General features: G+C 50.6%; 18 protein-coding genes. 12 read left to right on the top strand and 6 right to left on the bottom strand.

What is annotated here, in order from left to right:
- Window positions 1–31 precede the first annotated feature (31 nt).
- A complete protein-coding gene (locus tag JMJ16_RS18995; RefSeq protein ID WP_201384009.1) occupies window positions 32–406 on the bottom strand; it encodes a hypothetical protein in 375 nt (124 codons plus the stop codon).
- A gap of 496 nt (window positions 407–902) precedes the next feature.
- Between JMJ16_RS18995 and JMJ16_RS19000 the strand changes: the two genes are divergently transcribed.
- On the top strand, window positions 903–1,241 hold the full coding sequence (locus tag JMJ16_RS19000; protein WP_201384011.1) for a DUF2399 domain-containing protein: 339 nt from the start codon (window positions 903–905) through the stop codon (window positions 1,239–1,241).
- A gap of 197 nt (window positions 1,242–1,438) precedes the next feature.
- Here the strand turns inward: JMJ16_RS19000 and JMJ16_RS19005 are convergent, their stop codons facing one another.
- Window positions 1,439–4,168: an IS66 family transposase gene (locus tag JMJ16_RS19005; protein ID WP_201384013.1), complete on the bottom strand. Its 2,730-nt coding sequence runs from the start codon at window positions 4,166–4,168 to the stop codon at window positions 1,439–1,441.
- A 781-nt stretch (window positions 4,169–4,949) separates the two neighbouring features.
- On the opposite strand from JMJ16_RS19005, the gene JMJ16_RS19010 reads away from it, so the two are divergent.
- Entirely contained in the window at window positions 4,950–5,333 is a 384-nt protein-coding gene (locus tag JMJ16_RS19010) for a hypothetical protein (RefSeq protein WP_201384015.1), read from the top strand.
- 368 nt (window positions 5,334–5,701) lie between these two features.
- Here JMJ16_RS19010 and JMJ16_RS19015 read toward each other — a convergent pair whose 3' ends face one another.
- Window positions 5,702–6,034 (bottom strand): hypothetical protein, encoded by a 333-nt coding sequence (locus tag JMJ16_RS19015; RefSeq protein ID WP_201384016.1) that lies wholly within the window; start codon window positions 6,032–6,034, stop codon window positions 5,702–5,704.
- Window positions 6,035–6,958: 924 nt separating this feature from the next.
- Here JMJ16_RS19015 and JMJ16_RS19020 point away from each other — a divergent pair.
- Window positions 6,959–9,445: a tetratricopeptide repeat protein gene (locus JMJ16_RS19020; protein ID WP_201384018.1), complete on the top strand. Its 2,487-nt coding sequence runs from the start codon at window positions 6,959–6,961 to the stop codon at window positions 9,443–9,445.
- A gap of 200 nt (window positions 9,446–9,645) precedes the next feature.
- Window positions 9,646–9,927 carry a ClpX C4-type zinc finger protein gene (locus JMJ16_RS19025; protein WP_201384020.1) on the top strand — a complete coding sequence of 94 codons (282 nt, stop codon included), beginning with the start codon at window positions 9,646–9,648 and terminating at the stop codon, window positions 9,925–9,927.
- Window positions 9,928–10,141: 214 nt separating this feature from the next.
- On the opposite strand, the gene JMJ16_RS19030 is transcribed toward JMJ16_RS19025, so the two are convergent.
- Entirely contained in the window at window positions 10,142–10,732 is a 591-nt protein-coding gene (locus tag JMJ16_RS19030) for a hypothetical protein (RefSeq protein WP_201384022.1), read from the bottom strand.
- A gap of 97 nt (window positions 10,733–10,829) precedes the next feature.
- Window positions 10,830–11,705: a hypothetical protein gene (locus JMJ16_RS19035; RefSeq protein WP_201384024.1), complete on the bottom strand. Its 876-nt coding sequence runs from the start codon at window positions 11,703–11,705 to the stop codon at window positions 10,830–10,832.
- A 746-nt stretch (window positions 11,706–12,451) separates the two neighbouring features.
- Between JMJ16_RS19035 and JMJ16_RS19040 the strand changes: the two genes are divergently transcribed.
- The 5 genes from JMJ16_RS19040 to JMJ16_RS19060 are packed head-to-tail and all read left to right on the top strand — an operon-like array spanning window position 12,452 to window position 15,449.
- Window positions 12,452–12,886 (top strand): UPF0158 family protein, encoded by a 435-nt coding sequence (locus tag JMJ16_RS19040; RefSeq protein ID WP_201384026.1) that lies wholly within the window; start codon window positions 12,452–12,454, stop codon window positions 12,884–12,886.
- A gap of 3 nt (window positions 12,887–12,889) precedes the next feature.
- A complete protein-coding gene (locus JMJ16_RS19045) occupies window positions 12,890–13,219 on the top strand; it encodes an SEC-C metal-binding domain-containing protein (RefSeq protein ID WP_201384028.1) in 330 nt (109 codons plus the stop codon).
- A gap of 16 nt (window positions 13,220–13,235) precedes the next feature.
- Window positions 13,236–13,424: a hypothetical protein gene (locus JMJ16_RS19050; RefSeq protein ID WP_201384030.1), complete on the top strand. Its 189-nt coding sequence runs from the start codon at window positions 13,236–13,238 to the stop codon at window positions 13,422–13,424.
- 32 nt (window positions 13,425–13,456) lie between these two features.
- Complete coding sequence (locus JMJ16_RS19055) at window positions 13,457–14,068, top strand: IS607 family transposase (RefSeq protein WP_201384032.1); 612 nt, start codon at window positions 13,457–13,459, stop codon at window positions 14,066–14,068.
- Window positions 14,034–15,449, top strand: coding sequence for a zinc ribbon domain-containing protein (locus tag JMJ16_RS19060; RefSeq protein WP_201384034.1), 1,416 nt, complete (start codon window positions 14,034–14,036; stop codon window positions 15,447–15,449). The genes JMJ16_RS19055 and JMJ16_RS19060 overlap by 35 nt, the downstream gene beginning before the upstream one ends.
- Before the next feature lie 199 nt (window positions 15,450–15,648).
- On the opposite strand, the gene JMJ16_RS19065 is transcribed toward JMJ16_RS19060, so the two are convergent.
- The gene (locus JMJ16_RS19065; RefSeq protein ID WP_201384036.1) at window positions 15,649–16,338 is read right to left on the bottom strand and encodes a hypothetical protein; all 690 of its coding nucleotides are present in this window, start codon (window positions 16,336–16,338) and stop codon (window positions 15,649–15,651) included.
- Window positions 16,339–16,565: 227 nt separating this feature from the next.
- Between JMJ16_RS19065 and JMJ16_RS19070 the strand changes: the two genes are divergently transcribed.
- From JMJ16_RS19070 to JMJ16_RS19080, 3 genes are all read left to right on the top strand, one after another.
- Entirely contained in the window at window positions 16,566–17,192 is a 627-nt protein-coding gene (locus JMJ16_RS19070) for an IS607 family transposase (RefSeq protein WP_201384038.1), read from the top strand.
- On the top strand, window positions 17,176–18,321 hold the full coding sequence (locus JMJ16_RS19075) for an RNA-guided endonuclease TnpB family protein (RefSeq protein ID WP_201384040.1): 1,146 nt from the start codon (window positions 17,176–17,178) through the stop codon (window positions 18,319–18,321). The genes JMJ16_RS19070 and JMJ16_RS19075 overlap by 17 nt, the downstream gene beginning before the upstream one ends.
- A gap of 134 nt (window positions 18,322–18,455) precedes the next feature.
- A complete protein-coding gene (locus tag JMJ16_RS19080) occupies window positions 18,456–18,719 on the top strand; it encodes an HU family DNA-binding protein (protein ID WP_201384042.1) in 264 nt (87 codons plus the stop codon).
- Window positions 18,720–18,803: the final 84 nt, after the last annotated feature.

Consider the following 18,803-nt stretch of genomic DNA (forward strand, 5'->3'; position numbering starts at 1 on the left):
CCGCCGTACCGCCTCCCAGATGGAGCTTTTATCAAAGGAAGAGAAAATCATGTTCAAGGAGTGCCAGGAAGGCGGGGAGGGTTTGCTCGTCGAGCCCGGCAAGAAGATCAATATCTTGAGCCACCTGCTGCATGCCGTGAAGCGAACTGGCAATCGAGCCACCAAAGTAACTGGGCACCTCTATCCTCTCACACGCCTGGAGCACCGAACGCACGACTGAAGCGAGATCAATCGGCTGCAGATGCCAGCGCTCTTGCCTCTCCAATACGACTTGCACATGCTGAGCCAGCACTCCCCATACGAGAACGAGACAAAGCGTACCGCAGCCTCTCCACAGTTGCTTGCGGATCAGGTCAATGAAGACCCACTCGGCATCAGGAAGGGTATCAACAGATTGCGTACTCATCTCTTCCTCCTCATACAAACAGAGTACGAGCAGTGCGCCGACAAATCAAAGAGACAGATCGGGTGGCGGATTGATGGCGGATATGGCGGATTAATGGCGGATATGGCGGATAAACTATCTCTCGGTGGATTCCTCTATCGGTTCACGAGTATGATCGTACTCGCTGGTAACCGCCTGAACGCCTCATCGGGAACTCGGGGAGAGCCCTTCACTTCACCAATTTTGACGCCAAACTGACGGCAAAGCCGCCGGACGCTAGCGGATTACGATGCGCTCTGACGAGGGGTTATTCCCCTCGCGCCGTATGGGAAGCTCCCTAGCAGACAGCGGCGAACAAGGGCGGGGAGGCGCCCACGAATCTCTCCACCAGCACCTCTTTTATGATGATGATTCTCTCAGGCCGCTTTTAGACGCTCATGAGAGCGTTTTCCTTTTTTGGCGCAACGCATCGTTGACAGCAAAACTGACAGCGAAACGCAGAGGTGTAGATTCGTTCTTGTGCTGGCCCAGTGTCGCGGCCCTGACCCTGCTCGACAAGCTCATCACGGCCTCGCCCGATTACCAGCTTCACTATAGCGGCGACTTCGATCTAAAAGGGCTCCAAATCGCGGCACACTTCTTTGCCCGCTATCCTGGCCACTTCATCCCCTGGCATATCGATCCAGCGGCCTATATGACCGCCCTCCAGGCCAGCGGCGTGGCCGCCCCATCTGTCGAGTTAGCCCAACTCGACACACTTCCCGCCATCTTCGCCCCACTTGTGGCAACGTTGCAAGTGCACAAGCAGTGGACCTACCAGGAAGGCATCGCTCACCTCCTCACATCATTCACCTGAACGCGGCATCGCATACATGGTCAATAAAAAATGTGTCTCACTATTACAAATTTTTACTTGAATTCACATACGAAGTGCTGCTTGCCAAAGGTGTAAACCTCATTCCACGATTTCAATCGCCACTTTTGCATAGTATCTGTTACGACTATTATCCTCTTGTTCGAGGCTTTTGAAGAAAGCGAGTGGCATTACCTTCTTCACAGAACCTTCCCGTTCTTGAACTGATCAATATCTACCTCTCGCGAAAGAAGGAACTGAAAAAATGATTTGTTTCGAAAGCGGCACGTCTGCCTAATTCCAAGCAAACGGAGATACTGGTGGGTAGTAGCCTCGCGGAAATTCATTGATATCTGTTGTTGCTTGACAATATGTCTTAACGCTCGCTCCGCAGTGTTATTATGCCAAGGGATTCCATCGTACTCCAGGAAGGTAAAGAGGCTATCTCGATAACGGACAAAGCGTTTTTGGTAGGTGACGACCAGTTCGGATGTGTACTGCTTTCCGGTAATTGTCTGGGTGTAAAATGCGCTGACCTGCTGCCTGAATTTAGAGAGGTGTCGTTTTTTCAGGCCATATTTCTGGACTGCTTCCATAATCGGGATGATCAGGTTTCTGACTGCGGACACAAAGGTTTCGTATTCGCTATCAAACGGGCATTTCCAGAGGTCGTCGTTCAGGTCACGGATGAGGTGTACCCAACATTTTTGCTGTCTGCAGGCAATGGCGTCGTAACCGGAGTAGAAATCGGTGATGAGGATACCATCATAGTTCTTTAAAAACTCATGAGCGGTGGTTGCTTCTCTGGTTTTGCTTAATTGAAAGATGACGTATTTGTCAGTCGTGAAGGTCCACACGTATTGTGTCGTACCTTTGATCGTGATAGGGGTCTCGTCGGCGTGAAGAAAGGGAGATTCAAGCAAGTGTCGGATGATACCTTTTTCAGTCTCCGCATACGCGAAACTCAGATTCTCTATAGCATGGACAACATAAGCTGGGGGCATTTTTTCATGAAACTGCTCTGCCACCATTTCCGCAATACTTTCATAGGTCATGCGCAGAGCAACTCGTTGGTAAACGAGCCAGGCTTGAAATTGATATCCATATATTTGATTTGAACTGTATTTCCTGATCCCGGGCGGTGAATAGTATCTGTGACATTTGGTGCAGTATCCCTGGATTCCCACATATTCCGTGATTGTTTTTCGCATCCCGTTTTTTGCGACAACGAGATCGATAATGACTCTTTTAGACAGCCGTTCTGTTGGCCGAAGGGGCACGTCATGATGCGGGCAGACTTCACCAGCTGGCACATGGATGACCTTTGTGGCTTTGAGCCGGACTTTTCTCTGTCCTTGATAGCCTTTTTTCGAGTCTCTTTTCCGCTTCGCCTGAGCGGGCTTTTGATCTTCTTCGTTCGGGCGGAATCGTATCTTCTTCTTGTCGTAGTTAGTATGAGCAAATTCGAGCAGTGTTTCAAATTGACTGTGAACTTCTTCGCCCGATGATGTCGTCTGTCGTTTCGGTTGATCGGTGAAATCAACATGGGAGAGCGTTTGGGCCGATTCTTTGATGTGAGTGAGCTCACCTACGAGCACCTTGAGTGCCAGACAATCCTCCTGATTATAGGTGACCAACAAATCTTGATACTGCATACCACGGGTTTGGTCCCAATAGTACCGCCACACGAGGCTCTGCAATCCAGAAGCATTCGTTGCGGTCCATCTCGCTCCAAGGAATGTGCCGATCTCCTTCAAATTGTTTGACTTGACAGGAAAGTATACTTTTCCGTAGAGAGAGGTGTTGATGTTGAAGAGGCGTTTTTCAAGGCCCGCAATCCCAGTTCCATACCGCTTCGATAATGTCACCATTGCCTTCAGGTCATAACTTCCATAATGGTAGAGGGGGGCGTTAGGATACTGGCTGACCGTTTCAAGAAAGGCGCTCCACATGCGCCCTTCGTCTTGGGCTGTGTCTGCCCAAAAAGCGCGATACGAGATGGTATTGTCGCTGCATATCAATAAACCAATCAGGTAATAGAGTTGCCGATCAGGTATTCCCTCTACATCGAAGAACAATTCGACATTCTGTCGCGAGAATGTGGGGATCTGTTGCAGGTAGATTTTGCCGGTCCTTATGGCTAACGCCTGTAATTCCGGCTTATGTGCCGCTCGAAGGTTCTTTGCTTGCTTGCTTGGCCTTCTCGGCTTGTACACATATGAGAGTTGTTTGACCGTAAAAATTCCCTTTTTCCCATAGTACTGCACATCTTTCGGCTTGATTGCTGCAAGCAAACTCAGATTGTCCTCGTTCTCAGCTTTGGCTTGGCAGAGATCACGAAATTGACAAGAGGGGCAATGTTTGTTCAACACAAGAGGGGGTGGTTGGGGAGACAAAGCTGTGGCCCATTTTTGCAAGGGCTGGAGCAATGGAAGAAGGATGTCTGCGCTCTCCTGTAACTTCACTTTGTGGGAGAGGCCGTCCGCGCTGATAATCTTCCCATGCTGGGGAAATTCCCCCTGAATTTTCCCCAACACGTATCCAGCAAAAAGCAGCCCCAGCTTTTGTTCTTTGTTGATGCTATGTGTCCCCACAACAATCAGGGGTTCGTAACTATAGTCACCCAGCGAAGAGGGCCGTACGACTTTGGTTAACATACTGCACGCCGCTTCAAGTCCTTCGGCCAGGAGGATTGCCTCGATAAGGACATCACATGCGCTTGTGAGAGCAGCAGGAGTGTAGGAGCGAATATCGAGGTTCGTTTGCATGAGGGTCGTGAGTAGGTAATTTTGCGCCGTACACTGCTGTTGTTGCAGTATCTGCTCATACTCGTGAAAGGTTCCTTTCTCCTCGGTGCACAGCAGGAGAAACGCCTTTTGCGGGCATAGTGCATAGGCGGCAAACACTTCAGATGTGATGGGTTTGCTCATGCCGGTGTGAAGGCCCCCTCCTAAAAGTTGGTGTATTGTCTGGCCTACCATTTTTGACAAAATATGCACGAGACACATTACAGAAGAGTTTTTGCAGTAGAAAACTCTTTGCCAAAACTCTCGAAAACTCAGTTTCGCGTTACTTTATTCCTTGCTCATTCTAAAGGGGCGTATTGATAGGACGATCAGCGCCATATTTCTCCACTCGCCCATGGGCTTGAGTGCAGACGCCTCTGCATAAGCTAAGGCGGAATTATTCGCTTATTGCTCCAGCTGCGTGAAGCTGACAGCCAAATCCGGCCTCACCTGCACTGATCCGCCTTCATCAAACGCTTGCAAGACCGCAAGTTTCATTGCCAGAAGTGCAAATATTGGCCCATGCCAATAGCAGAAGAAAACTGCGAAAAGTTTTTCCGCGCAAACACCATGACCCTTTCACCTGTAAAAACGGAAAAACTTTTTTCTAATTTTTTGCGGATTTGTCTAAAGTTGGAGAGCCGTTTTTTTGCTCTCCAGGCTCATTCTAAAGTTATTGCGGACGGCACAGAGTGAGAATTTGTAATTTAACCCATGAGTTTTGCCGATTCTCTCTCTAAGAGAATCAGGGATGCCGGCAAGAACGTTGCTTTCGTTCTTGCTAGTGTTTGTTTTTATCGTTTTTTGCTTCTTCTTAAGAGTGGACAATAGCATGAAATTGTGGCAAAATGGAACAAAGGTTCAGCTTTTGTTGAGTAGCGAGGCCTTAAAACTGATGATTCCTTATGGCGAAGAGGAGGCATGTATGAGTACGCCGATTCCCATCTTCGTTGCAACAAGGCAAACCCAAGGACAACGCGACAACGATTTCTGCTTCGTGCCCGAGGGGGAGATTGTCACCTTCCCTGTCTTCACTTGCACGGGCGAAGAGGCTGATGGAGCGTGTGGGTGTCGTCGCTCCTTGTGCGGAGTACACTCCTCAACAGGCACGACGACGATGAAAGTCGCTCTGCTCGAAGGTGGACGTCCTGCATTAGAGCAAGCGATCCGTTCTTCCCTCAGAAGAGGAGGATGGCCACAAGTCAGGGTTGAAAAAACGATTGCAAAGGTCGTTACTGCGGCCTCACAGTTTCCCGTCGGGACAGTTGTGGAATGGCGCGATGACATATTTACCGCTCGTGAGAGCTAAGAAACGCTTATCCTTGTACTGGCTGCCTGGCACGCATGTTCGCAAAATCGCATCTTCGCCTTCTTCTCCTCTTTATTTGCTTGGTGCGTGAATCTAGAGAGAGGGAAAAGCAAGGATGTTCTTCTCACATTCCCGAGAAAAAGCCTCACGCATACAAGAAAGACAGACGCTTGCTTAGAGAATATGCTGAGGCACATTCGAAAAATAAATTGATCGCGACATGATAATCCCGAACAAGCACGGCACCGCACTTAACGTGGGCAAAGATCCGCTCGCTATATGCGAAGCGAGCCACTTCTGCGTATCGGCAGAAGGAACGCACCGCTTCCTGCTCAGGTCCAGTTCGGCTTTGATGCCCCTTTTGGCCTTCATGGCTCAAGCAGTCCCTCCGAATATTTCCACTTCAGGTCCTCCAGAGCTTGTGCCTGTTCCTCGGCAAGATAGGCTGCATGCTCCTCTGGTGTCATCTGCTCTATCGTGTACACAAGCTCGCTTCCATCCCAGTTCGAGTCGAGGATAAAGCCATTTCGTTGCGCTTCCTGCTGAAGCTCATCCAATTCGACGTCAACGCTCGAAAAGAACTCGTAATCGCCGCGAGCGACTCTGCGCTTGACATCAGGGAGTTGATCAAACTCAGCATGCCGCCTCTCCCACAGTTCGATATAGCGACTAAGCGCCTGCTCTTTGTTAAATTCCGTCATCAGACCTCTTGTCTCCCTCCGGTTGCATGGTATGCCCAACACACTGTTTGATTTTTTTCGGCGCGCTCTTTAGAGCGATGCCTAGAGATGCGACTCGCCATACTTGTGATTACAGCAACAAAGTCGTCTACCAAATCATGGCTGTGCCTGCTGCCAACATAAACTCCAGATGGTGTCCTTGCAGTCTACTACACCTGAAGTTTTTCTGCAAAACTATGCTTCTCCAAAAAGATCCTGGTTCGGACGAAGGTGGAAAAAGGCAGCCAGCCTGCTTTGCCATTGAGCTTAGCAAACTGTGTCTTCCGGCAAAACTATGCTTCCCTTTCTCTGCAAAACCATGGGTTAAGTTACATCGATGAATCCACAACGGCTTGCGGTGGGTTCTTTTCTGTCAATGAACATAGCTTTATCACGAATGCTGCCTATAGAGCCTTAACGGGCATTTCAGTCAGGACGGCTCACAGAGATCTGGAAACATTAGTAGAGCGCGGAAGGCCAAAAAAATTGGGCAAAAAGGAGCGCGAAGATACACGCGCCCCTGATCCAGCCTCCTCGTTTATTAAAGGCATCGATCGCCACTATCTCTCTAGACCAGGGAGTACTAAACTCACTTTACAGCATTTATGGCACTAATCATTACGATCACACGCAGGCTAATTTCAACATCAGCAGCAGGTCTCTCCTAGAGGATGTCCGAAGAAATGCCCAGAAGGGCGCAGACATTGCAAGGTTTCCTGACATAAATGACCTGGGAAAATCATTTTCACGACATGCGGAGGGAGAGGTAGTTCTGGCACAACTCAGCATCCATCACGGACCATATTAATTTGCATAGACAAATATAATGATTACAAAAGGAGAACTTTGGATATGAGGAGCATAGCGGCGTTTCACCTGTAAGAAAAAGGGGAAAGGGCTATTCAAATGGAGATTACACCTCTCATCCCTGACGGCTACAATGGACATATCAAGCAACTCACCTGTCGGATTTGTAAACATATCTTCTACCTTATAATGGCTGATTATAGTCGCTTGCCACGCATTTCCTATTGCCATGAGTGTAGTCTTATTCTGGCAGAGGAACTCGAGAAAAATCACGGAACGCGAAGCAGCACGCCCCTCCAGCAAGTTATGATACCCACATCTCTCCTTCAAGAACAAGTAACCGTTTCGCCTCCGCCATCTCTTCGTGTTCCACAGCCTCGAACCATCGATCGGGAGAAGATGACGATCGAGCAGTTACTCGATGAAGCCAGGATGCTGAAGAAAACCTGGCGATATCAAGAGGCGTTATCTTCTTATACGCAAGTGCTCCAGCGCGATCCTGTGAGTTTGGTTGCCCTATACGGCAAAGGGGCAATGTTGAGCAAACTTGGTCGCCCCAAAGAGGCTCTCGCTGTGTATGAAGAAATCGCACAGATTGATCCTCACTCAACCAAAGCATTTGAAAAACAAGGCTGGGAACTCATCTCATTGGGAAAATATCAAGAAGCTCTAAAAGCATTTGATCATGCCTTGCAACTCTATCCCTCTAGCAGTGAGCCACAGCACGGCAAGGATTTTATTTTCACGTACATTTTTCGCCAGCATGCTCCCGAGAAATATACCGATCCCGCCCAGAAACGTGCAATCAACGAAGAAATCGTGACGAGGCCTTGTCGCTCAGCACAGGAGTATTACGAATTAGGGACGGCACTCATTGCCCTCAAACGAGATAGCGAAGCGTTTCGTGCGTTCACACGCAGTTTAGAACTTGATCCGCTGGATCTCGATGTCTATGAGTACGTCGGTAGACTACACCTCATCAGGGGCAATCATGAGAAGTCATTAGCTCTTTACGATCAGGCACTTTTCCTCTTTCCAGAATGCGCCCAACTCCATGAAAAGAGAGCGGGTGCTCTTCTTCAACTAGAGCGCTATCAGCAAGCTCTAGAGGCATGCAACCACGCCATTCAGCTCGATGATACGCGCGCAAGTGCTCATAGTATCAAAGGGGAGGTTCTTCATCATCTGCGACGATTTCAAGAGGCACTTTATGCCTTCGATCTCGCAATCAATCTGGAACCCGACAGCGAATCAGCCTATCAACAGAAGGCTGAGGTGCTTGCAGGCATCGGGAAATATGATGAGGCGCTAGAGGCCTATGATCAGGCGATATGCCTGGACCCCTACGACCTGTTTTTGTGCCAGGACAAAGCCAAACTGCTTGCACAAATAGGCTGTGAAGAAGATGCACTGGTAGTCTACGACCAGTTTATCGAGCGCACCCCCTTAAGCTTTGAGGGATATCAGTGGAAGCTCTTCTTCCTTTCAGAACACAAACGATATACAGGCGGATTGACAACGTGCGAGCAGTGTATTGCGCTTCATCCCCAATGGGCCGAGGGCTATGAGTGGCGAGGCCATATGTTGAAATATTTGGGCCGCTACGATGAAGCACTGGTCTCCTATGAGCAAGCACTGCAATTAGATCCTCGAAATGAGGACCTCTATCTTGCCCAAGCACGTGTCCTTGTCTCCCTCAAACGCTTTGATGAGGCATTGGCGACCTGCCGACAGGCTCAAGAACTCGCCCCAACGAAACCTTCCATCCACAAAGAGATAGGAGACATTCAGACCTCTCAGAAACGGTACGAAGATGCGCTCTCTGCCTACCAGAAAGCTGCTCAGCTTGATCCCAAAGACGCCTTTGTTTATGAACGGGTCGGCGATACACTCTGCCAGCTGGAGCGGTTTGCAGAGGCCGTCAAGGCGTACGATCACGCTCTTCGTCTCAGTCCAGATTTTATCAGGGTGTATAGTTCTCAGGCCCGCGCCCTCAAGAAATTGGGGCGGTATGAACAGGCACTCTCTGCCTACAATAAGGCGCTTGAACGGAACCCAAAACAGTTCTCGCTGCTGGTCGGAAGAGCCAGTGTGTTGAAGAAACTGCTCAGATATGAGGAGGCCAATGCTGATTATTTACGTGCCGAGTGCCTTGAACCTACATCCTTTTACAATATCATTTGCATTTTGGGAAGGGTCGATCTCGAGCAGGTAGCCGAGGCAAAAGCACGATTGCAGGCAGCAGGCAAAAAGCTCAGCGATGAGGCGATAGAAGCCGAGATCAAACTGATGCACCAAGAAAAAAAGGCAGCAGAGTTGAAAGCCTCGTTGCGCGCTTCACCTCTCTTTGAGCCTGTATGTTTGCTCATGCAAGAGCATCAAGAGTGGAATGGAACAGCCAAGCAGTTCAAGGAACTCCTCTGTTGCCAGTTTCCTGATACATTTGCAAAGTGGTATCGTGCACCGTATAAGTTTGTTGATGAGCTAAAAAGAATTACTCCGGAGCTTCAGCAAGAAGGAATAGGGGTCGGTATTCCTCCTGAGACGACACTGGTAACCCTTACGAGAGAGGCGACAACACCCTGAAAGAGAAATGGCAAGGTACTGTATACCACATACCCATCCTATTCTCGTCGCAGAACTGCCTCAGCAATGGCAAACCAAACGCGCCAGGCACTTGTGAAAATCTCTTCAGCACACTCTGAAGAGGAAAGGCAAGCAGGCATCCTCTCTGTCAGGGAAAGCATGCTCCCCAACCCATGAAGAAAGGAAAAAGCCTGATGTGGATGAAGTACGAAGAAGCAAGCAATGGTGTTATAACGTGCTCCTTCTGTAAGAAGCGCGAGGGGCAGGTTCATCATCTCGTCGCGGGACCAGAAGGTGTACGTATTTGTAATGAATGCGTTGATCTTTACCACGAGCACCTTGAAAAGAACGCGCGCCAAGGACTTCATATGGAGACGATCAGCCAGACCTGTCCCACTTGCGAAACTCGTGCTCCTGTCAGCCACCGCTACTGCTACAACTGCGGGACACCCTATGCTCAAGAAAGCGTAATGATTGAATAACACAGATAACGATGGGCCTCGTTCACCTGAACCGAGGATGGTATTTCACAATAAACTGATCTGAAAAATTGCCTTCGTAGAAAGAGAATAAAATGCCTGACGGACTAGAGGATATGCCGGAGATTGAGTTTCTTGATAAGAAGGGAATGTAGTTTTCTACCCGCAATTAGGTAAAGCTACCTTCTGAAAGAAGCCCCAAAGCAATTGATAGATACTACGCCTGTCCCAAACCACTATCAAGAAGAGCACGCTCAAGAAGGTCTCGCACTCCCAACGTATCAGCCCACTGGCGTAGATACGCAATATCAAGCGCTGCACCCTGACGCCTCATGATACCGAGAATATCATCCCATTGTCGTCGGGAGGTTTGTCCGCCCATGTGGAACCATTCAAGCTTTGTAAGGATTGCATCCTCCGCAGACGCAATCCTCACAGGAGGAGTCCCATCCTCTAATATTTCAGGTCGAGCGCGATGGGCTTCCTCTCGGGTAAAAGCACGTCGCTTTAACGGAATCAAGTCCACTTTGAGCATGGTACTCAAATGGATCACATTGTAGGGGAAGCCGCGCCGGACAGCATCTTTTAACGCTTGCGCATCAAGATAGTAGTCCGCCTGAAGTCTCTGTACGAGCATTCTAACCTGATTGGGCTGAATATCCGCAATAACATCCACATCTTGTGTCCTGCGAGGCATACCATGAACAGAACTGGAAACAGAACCGCCAATATAATAGAAGATACCGAGTTGGTCAAAAGCTTGGATAAGTGGGGAGAGGGCTTCGATAACATCACCATACATCGCCATCTGAAAGAGTCCTCCCTGCTCTCTGCTACAAACATTCTTGGGTCAAATGTCAGTATTTATGCCCTGCTGCAAATATCCTGCTGTTTTGAGGAGCATGTCACACACTCGAAGTCTCGTGGCGTCCTGCATCTTTGAGGGCTTGTCGCCACGTTTCCGCTACATCCAGTGTCCGAGCCCATTCTGCCAGAAGCTCCACATCGAGGTTCGATCCTTGTACCTTGATCATGCTCACGATGTCGTTCCACTCCGCATCGTCTCTCATACCATCAGTTCGCACGAGCGAAACCAGGCGAAAGCGCCGAAGCTTAAAGAGAATCATCTCACTGGCCGAAGCAACGGGGAAGGGAGGATACCGCTCATCAAGCACATAACGGGTTACCAACTGAGACAGAGAGGCATCAAATGCAGTGCATCGGGGGACTATGATATCGACCTTCGCCAGTGAGTCGAGATGCAAGAGGGAAAAGGGCACGCGCCGCCGTACCGCCTCCCGGATGGTACTCTTCTCAAAGAGAAAATCACGTTCAAGGGGAGCCAGGAAGGCGAAGAGGTTTTGTTCGTCAAGCTCAGCAAGAAGATCAATATCTTGCGCCATCTGTTGCATACCGTGAAGCGAACTGGCAATCGAGCCGCCGAGGTAACAGGGTGCCTCTATCCTCTCGCACGCCCGGAGCACAGAATGCGCGACGGTGGCGAGATCAATTGGCTGCACATGCCAATGCTTTTGCCTCTCCAATGCGGCTTGTACGTGCTGAGCAAGCGCCTCCCCGTACAAGAACGAGACAAAGCGCACTGCAGCCTCCCGCTCAGTGTTCCCCGCATAGCGCTCTTGCCAGGAGCGAATATTCGCCCACAGCGTGCTCTGGGTCAGCGATTGTACGAGCCTGAACCGCCTCTCCACAGGCGCCTTGCGGATCAGGTCGATTAAGACCCGCTCAGCATCAGGATGGGTATCAACAGATTGCGTGCTCATCTCTTCCTCCTCATACAAACAGTGTACGAGCATTGCATTGGCAAGTCAAGAGACAGATGATTGGATGGCGGATGGATGGCGGATGGATGGCGGATGGATGGCGGATAAACGGCCACCCGATAGTTTCCTCTATTGGCTCATGAGCACAGTCATACTCGCTGGCAACCACCTGGGTGCCACATCGGAAACTCGGGGAGAGCTCCCCTCACCTCACCAATTTTGACGGCAAATTGACGGCAAAGCCGCCGGACGCCAGCGGATTACGACACGCGCCGATGAATGATACTCCCCCTCGCGCCGTACGGGAAGCGCGTTGGCGGACAGCGGCGAAAAGAGGCGGGGAGGCGCCCGCAAATCTCTCCACTTGCAGCTCTTTTATGATGATGATGCTCTCAGGTCGCTTCTAGACACTCATGAGAGCGTTTTCCTTTTTGGGCGCAACGCATCGTTGACAGCAAAACCGACGGCAAAACGCACAGGTGTCGATTCGCTCTTGTGCTGGCGCAACGCGCCGTGGAAAGCAGTGAGAATGAGATCTGTGCCGTAATTGCCCTGCTGCATCCAGCCCTGGCCACAAACCGCATTCTCAGTGCTGATACGATGTACACCAAAAAAGAACAAATGTGCATGTTGAAGGGCCGATCCCAAATGTTGCCGCGTGTGATATTCTCACATTGACACACAGTTGGCATTGATCCAGTGCGGAACAGAGAAAAAGGAAAAAAATTGAGGAGAAGCTCTCTGCTATGACAACCCTTCCCAATGGAAACCCCATCGATATGGAGATGCTTGAGGTAGCGATGGAAGACTCCAACCTGACTAACATGTATTTCCTCAATACCCAGACTGGAGAAGTGCTCTTCCTGTCAGAAGATGATGATATGGACGAGCAAGAACGACTGACGGAAGAAATCGAGGGGAGCAACGACTATGTACGTATTGAGCGTATCTCATCCTCTGAAGCCTATCAATGGATGAGCAATTTTGTGGAGGAGGTAGTTGCTCCCCAAGACCAACGCGCCTCCCAGAAATTATCCACTGCCTTACATGGGAAAGGTGCTTTCAGGCGTTTTAAAGATACGTTATACACACTGGGAGAGCAATGGACGCAAACCTGGTATGACTGGCGAGATCAGCGACTCAAAGAAGCAATGGAGGCATGGTTACGGGAGGTACTCTAGTTTATGAAGACGTTTGAGACTTATGACCTGCGTCAACTCGATCCCAATGGAGGCGTCCTAGCCACGATCACGCATTGGCGACCAGGCATGAAAGATCCAGACCCCGACCATCCAGGAGAGAAAGCCACCGCCCTCAGTTATCTACCGACGAAGGCCGAGGCAAGTTGCCCTTGCGGGAGTGGCCGCGCGTTTGCTGACTGTTGCCAACCCCTGCCTTACTGGCGCCCCGTCTGCCCCAATCCCAACATGGAAGGGTATAAGTCTCTTACGCCCACAGGGTGCTCGCTTTACGCCTGTCGATACGCAGGCAATACGTGCCTTTTTGCAGGTTGATGAGCGGCTTTATTGTGTGGAGGAGACACCCCAACGAGCCTTCTGGGTCTATTGGGGAGATCCGGCCTACGATACGCCGCCATTTGGGACCATCTGCTTTGGCGATCTCGAACTCCAGGAGCCCGACACCCTGCTGGTCAGCGCGCTCAGCGATAGACGGATGCAGGTATTGGGAAACGTTCACTCAAGGAATAGACAGCTATAGACAAATACGGCCATGTATGCTATAATCATGATATGAAATTGATCAATTATGCGAAACAACAAGGCATTAGCTACCGAACCGCCTGGAGGTGGTATAAGGCAGGCAAGATCGCCGGGCACCAAATGGATACGGGCACTATTCTGGTGACAGAACCAATGCCCGTGAAAGAACGGCCTGCCCTTCCCAATGTGGTGGTGTACACACGGGTGTCCTCAGCCGAAAACAAGTCAAACCTGGACAGCCAGGCGGAACGGTTGGTAGCCTACTGTACGGCGCGAGGCTATCAGGTGAGCAAGGTGGTCAAAGAAATCGGTTCTGGGGTTAATGACAATCGGCCCAAGTTTCTGGCGTTGCTGGCTGATCCAAGCATTGGGCGCATCGTGATTGAATACAAAGATCGTGGCACGCGCTTTGGCTTTCGCTACATCGAAACGTTGCTCAAAACCTCTGGGCGCGAGATTGAAGTGGTCAATCAAGCAGAGAGTGGCACCGAAGATTTGCTGGCTGACCTCACCAGCATCATTTATTCGTTCTGTGCTCGATTGTATGGGCAACGCCGGGCAAAGCGCAAAACGGAAAAAATTGTGCAAGAATTGGAGCAGGGAAGCTATGAAGAAGCGCAAGAAGCCCCCCAAGAAGGGTGAGCCGCGTACCATCACGCGTGCAATCACCCATATTGGATTGGAACGGGCAAATCCAGGCAAACTCGCTGCCCTGAACGAACTGGCCGAGGTCTATCTTGCGTTGATGCAGCAGTATGTGACTCTGTTTTGCGATGAGGAACTCCCCAACGGCTTTCGCGCTCCTTGCTTTCCGACCGCTCTCTCCGAGCGATGGCAGCGCGTCGCGATCCAACAGGCGGCGGGCATCGCCAAGTCCTGGCGGACCAATCGCGCCAACGCCTATCAAGTGTATCTGGACGCGTTGGCTGAGTATCAGAAACAACGGGAAGAAGGCACGCTCAAAGCAGAAGCAAAGGAACCGCAATGGCGGGAGTGGAACATTCCGACGTTGCGCCAACCCTGCATTCAAGCCAATGTCAATGTGGTCCAATTGGAAGCAGCCACCGATTCAACCGTGGATTACTGGCTCAAGGTTTCGACCCTGACGTTCAGAAAGCAACTTCTCATTCCGGTTGTGCTTGCTAACTACCACAAAATACAGCTCACTGATCCTCACACGGGCAAGCGTCGGAAGATCAATAGTAGTGTGGCCCTCAATAAACGAGCAGGGGCGTGGTGGTTGACCCTGACCTATGACGAAGAAATCCTGCCAGAGACCAGGAACGACGCGCCGGTCATTGGCATTGACGTCGGTATCGCCAATTTCATCACCACCTCCGATGGCAAACAGTACGGCTCGTTCAATGGGCGGATGAAAGAACGGAATCGGCAGGATCGCGAAAAACGACGGCGCAAGGCGAAACTGCGAGCCTGCTTGAAAAAGAAAGGCGTCCCTAAGGAGAAACTCCCCTCCACCACCAGTCGCACAGGACAGAGACTCATCCGGCATATCAAGCAATCGATCAATCGAACCGTCAACCTCTGTTTTGAAGAACACGAAGGCTGTCAGTTTGCCTACGAACAATTATCAGTGCCCTCGATGCGCTTCAAAGCCCGCGCCATGAACGCGTACCTGCGTGCCTCCAACCTCGCGCATATTCCAGTGCAACTTGAGTGGAATGCCACCAAACGCGGTGTCACCGCCACAAAGGTTAAGAGCGCCTATTCGTCGCAAGAGTGCCATGTGTGCCACTACATAGACCGCAAAAATCGCCCCAATCAGCAGACGTTCTGTTGCCGGATTTGCGGTCACACGACCCACGCAGACACTAACGCCGCGCAGAATATTGCATCGCGGCTCGGCGACCGGGAGTTGCGTGCCTGCCAGGACCGGCACCAAATCAAAGCACTGCTCCTCTTGCGGCATGAGCAGTGGAAGCAAGAATTCCGGTTCCTCGTAGTGGAACCGCCCGTCCAGTTGGATCTTTGGGCGTGCTCAGAGATGTCAACGGACGTAGGTTAAGGCGAGTTGTGTAGGCAGGGAATACCTGTCCATACAATGAGCAACTATTATTGGACCTGTTGCACCCACTTCAATTGGGTGCTCCACAGATGGAGTTTGATACCCCTCCTACGCCTTCCAAGGGATCGCAAAGAAAGCCAAGAAAAAGCGCTCGCCGCGCCTGATTATTCTTCCTGCTCTCACTGAGCACGACTCCAGGTTAGCCAGTATAGGCACACATCCCAACACGAGGCGAATTCACTACTGGCAGGAGCATATCTTCGCCACACTCGTGGCTCTTCTTATGCTCCTTGCAGAGCCAGCCTTTATTCTCAAAGATACACACAGAACAAACATCGCTGGCTTCCTGGCCACAAACATCGCACACCCGTCGGGGCGGAGTATTCCTGGCCAGGATACGGATGGCCTGCCCTTTTGTTGCGGTCTCTCGTGTTCCAATCACATTTATCTTCAGTTCGGTGGTGGTGCCATAATCGTATTCATAGAGGCCACTTTGGCCTGGACTCAGCACATGCTCCAGGCGCACGCGCATACTCTTCTCTTCCATCCCCCAATCATCGCCCATGCCCGCACCAGTTGCGTACCGAACGCCACCAATTTCAAATGCGCTCAGGTGCCCACAACATTCCAACCAGGTGTCGCGCAAAAAACGATCCAGCGCTGCCAGCGTCGTTGTGTCCACCACCTCCAGATGCATCCAATATTCAAGAAGGTCTCGCCCCTCAACGAGCAGATGCAATTTCCTGGCAGGACTGGCACTCGCGCGTTTCCCAGATAGTGTCTCAGCCGCCATGCGTTTCTCACACGCCTCCAGGTGCTTCGTCATACCCGCTTTCTTCAATTCAGCATGACAAAAAGCACACACCCCTTTGGATACCTGTTTCGCCATAGGACGACTTCCTCTCGCTGACTCCATCATGTACACTTCACTACAAAAAGAGCATACACCAGGAAGGGCAAAAAGCAAAACTCTGCTTCCAGGCTGCCACCACCCAGGAGGAACCATTGAGAGAGAAGCAAGAAGGGAAGCAGACGCTTGCAACACCCAGACACACCGATGAGAAAAGAGGATTCAACAGTATTGAAAATACGTAGCTTATATGGTATAATGTGTTCATGGAGCATACATATTCGCCTCGTGAGTTCGGCAAGCTGATTGGAAAATCCGTCAACACGTTACAGAAGTGGGATCGTAAGGGCATCTTGCATGCCTATCGAAGTCCAACCAATCGGCGCTATTATACGCACGAACAATACTTACAGTACCGAGGATTGGTTTCCTCCGATCAAGGAGTCACCATCGCCTATACTCGTGTCTCTTCCCCTGCCCAAAAAGCAGACCTCATCCATCAAAAGAATGCCCTGCGAGCCTACTGCCAAGAGCACCAAATCAACGTCGATGTATGGCGCGAAGATATCGGCTCCGCTCTCAACTACAAGCGCAAAGCTTTTAATGAGGTCATCGAGCTCATTGAATTAGGACGGGTGAAGCGGCTTGTCATTGGCTATGAGGATCGTTTTGTGCGTTTCGGCTACGATTGGTTTGAGTCCTTCTGCCAGCGTCATGGGACCCAGATCATTGTGGTCAATGGAGAAGAGCTTTCCCCAGAGCAAGAATTGGTTCGAGACCTGCTTGCCATCGTGACGGTTTTTTCAGCACGTTTGCACGGTCTGCGCTCCCACAAGAACGCGATCCGCGCTGCTGCTCTCCAAAAGGATGGGGCCAATGATCAAAGCTCATAAAATACGGCTCCATCCTACTGAAGAGCAAAACATCTATTTTGCCAAAGCCGCCGGAACTGCTCGATTTGTTTGGAATTGGGCGCTAGCTGAGTGGAACCGCCAACATGAGGCGGGAGAGAAGCCTACCGCGCTCAAGCTCAAAAAGCAATTCAACGAGATCAGACGCAAAGCGTTCCCTTGGACCTGGGAAGTGACCAAGAACGCTTGTGACCAGCCTTTCTTGGACCTGGGAAAAGCCTGGGCCATCTATTTTGACGGGCAGAAGAACGGTAAACGAAGAGGCCGCCCCAAATTCAAAACCAAGAAACGCTCAAAACCTTCATTTTATCTCGCCAATGATCAATTCGAACTTGGTGATCATCGTCTTTGGATACCCAAGCTTGGATGGGTCAATCTGGCCGAGAATCTTCGTTTCAAAGGCAAGATCACAGGTGCACGGGTGACAAAAACGGCGGATTGGTGGTTTGTGAGCATCACGGTTGAGCTTTCCGATCAAGCGAGTGAGCAAAAGCCGAAACGTGTGGGAGTAGATGTGGGTTTGAACCGACTGGCGACCTTGAGTACCGGCGAGGGATTTGAAAACCAAAAATTCCTCAAAACCGCACTGAAGAAGCTGAGGCAGGCTCAACAACACCTCTCTCGTTGCAAAAAGGGATCAAAGAACCGCGAGAAGGCGAGGCGCAAAGTTGCACGACTCCATTACAAGATTACCTGTTTGCGCAATGATGTCTTGCACAAGCTGACCACGCAGATTGCCAAGAGCTACGGCATTGTGGGGATTGAATCACTGCATCTTCGGGGCTTGATGAAAAACCGGTGTCTTGCTCGCTCGTTCGCGGATGCGGCATTAGGCTCTCTTTTGACCTTACTCACAAGCAAAGTCACACACAACGGTGGCCTCGTGGTGAAAGTGGATCGCCTGTTCCCCTCAAGCCAACTCTGTCATCAATGTGGCTGGCGCTGGCATGACATCACACTTGCCGACCGCCTCTTTGTCTGTCAAAACCCCAACTGTCTCTGGCAAGGGGATAGAGACTGCAACGCTGCGACCAATATCTTGAAGGAAGCCCTTCGCTTGGTAGGGCTCAATGACCAAGCCGCGCTCGGTACTGGCTCGGACGGCGCGTAAAAGTCGCTTGTGGACCTGGAGTCAGACCAAAAAGGCAATCGCCTTCAGGCATCTGGGAGTGAAGCAGGAACAACGAAAGGTGTGGCAAATCTATGCTTGCATACGTTTGACTACATTAATCGGAGCAGGAGAGAATGATGGAGCATATCAAGAAAGACGAATTCGCCCGACGCCTTGCCGAGCGCATGCATACGGATCAAGCGACAGCGCTAGCATGGATTGATGGAATGACAGAGACGCTTTATGAGAGCTTTAAGACCGGAGAAAGCGTCACCCTGCCTGGTTTTGGTGGATTCTATGTGCGCCCAGAGCCTCGAAGCTGGGTTTTCAAGTTTAATCCGGGACAAAAACTCAAAGCCCTTTTTGGCTGGTCTTCAAGCTATACAGGCGAACTTTAAAAGGCGGCACTATGCTGAAAATGCAACAAGCACGTACACAAGCCCCGGGCGTATTTCGTGCTGGGAAGCTAGACAGGTATGATA

This window comes from Ktedonobacter sp. SOSP1-52, assembly GCF_016587395.1.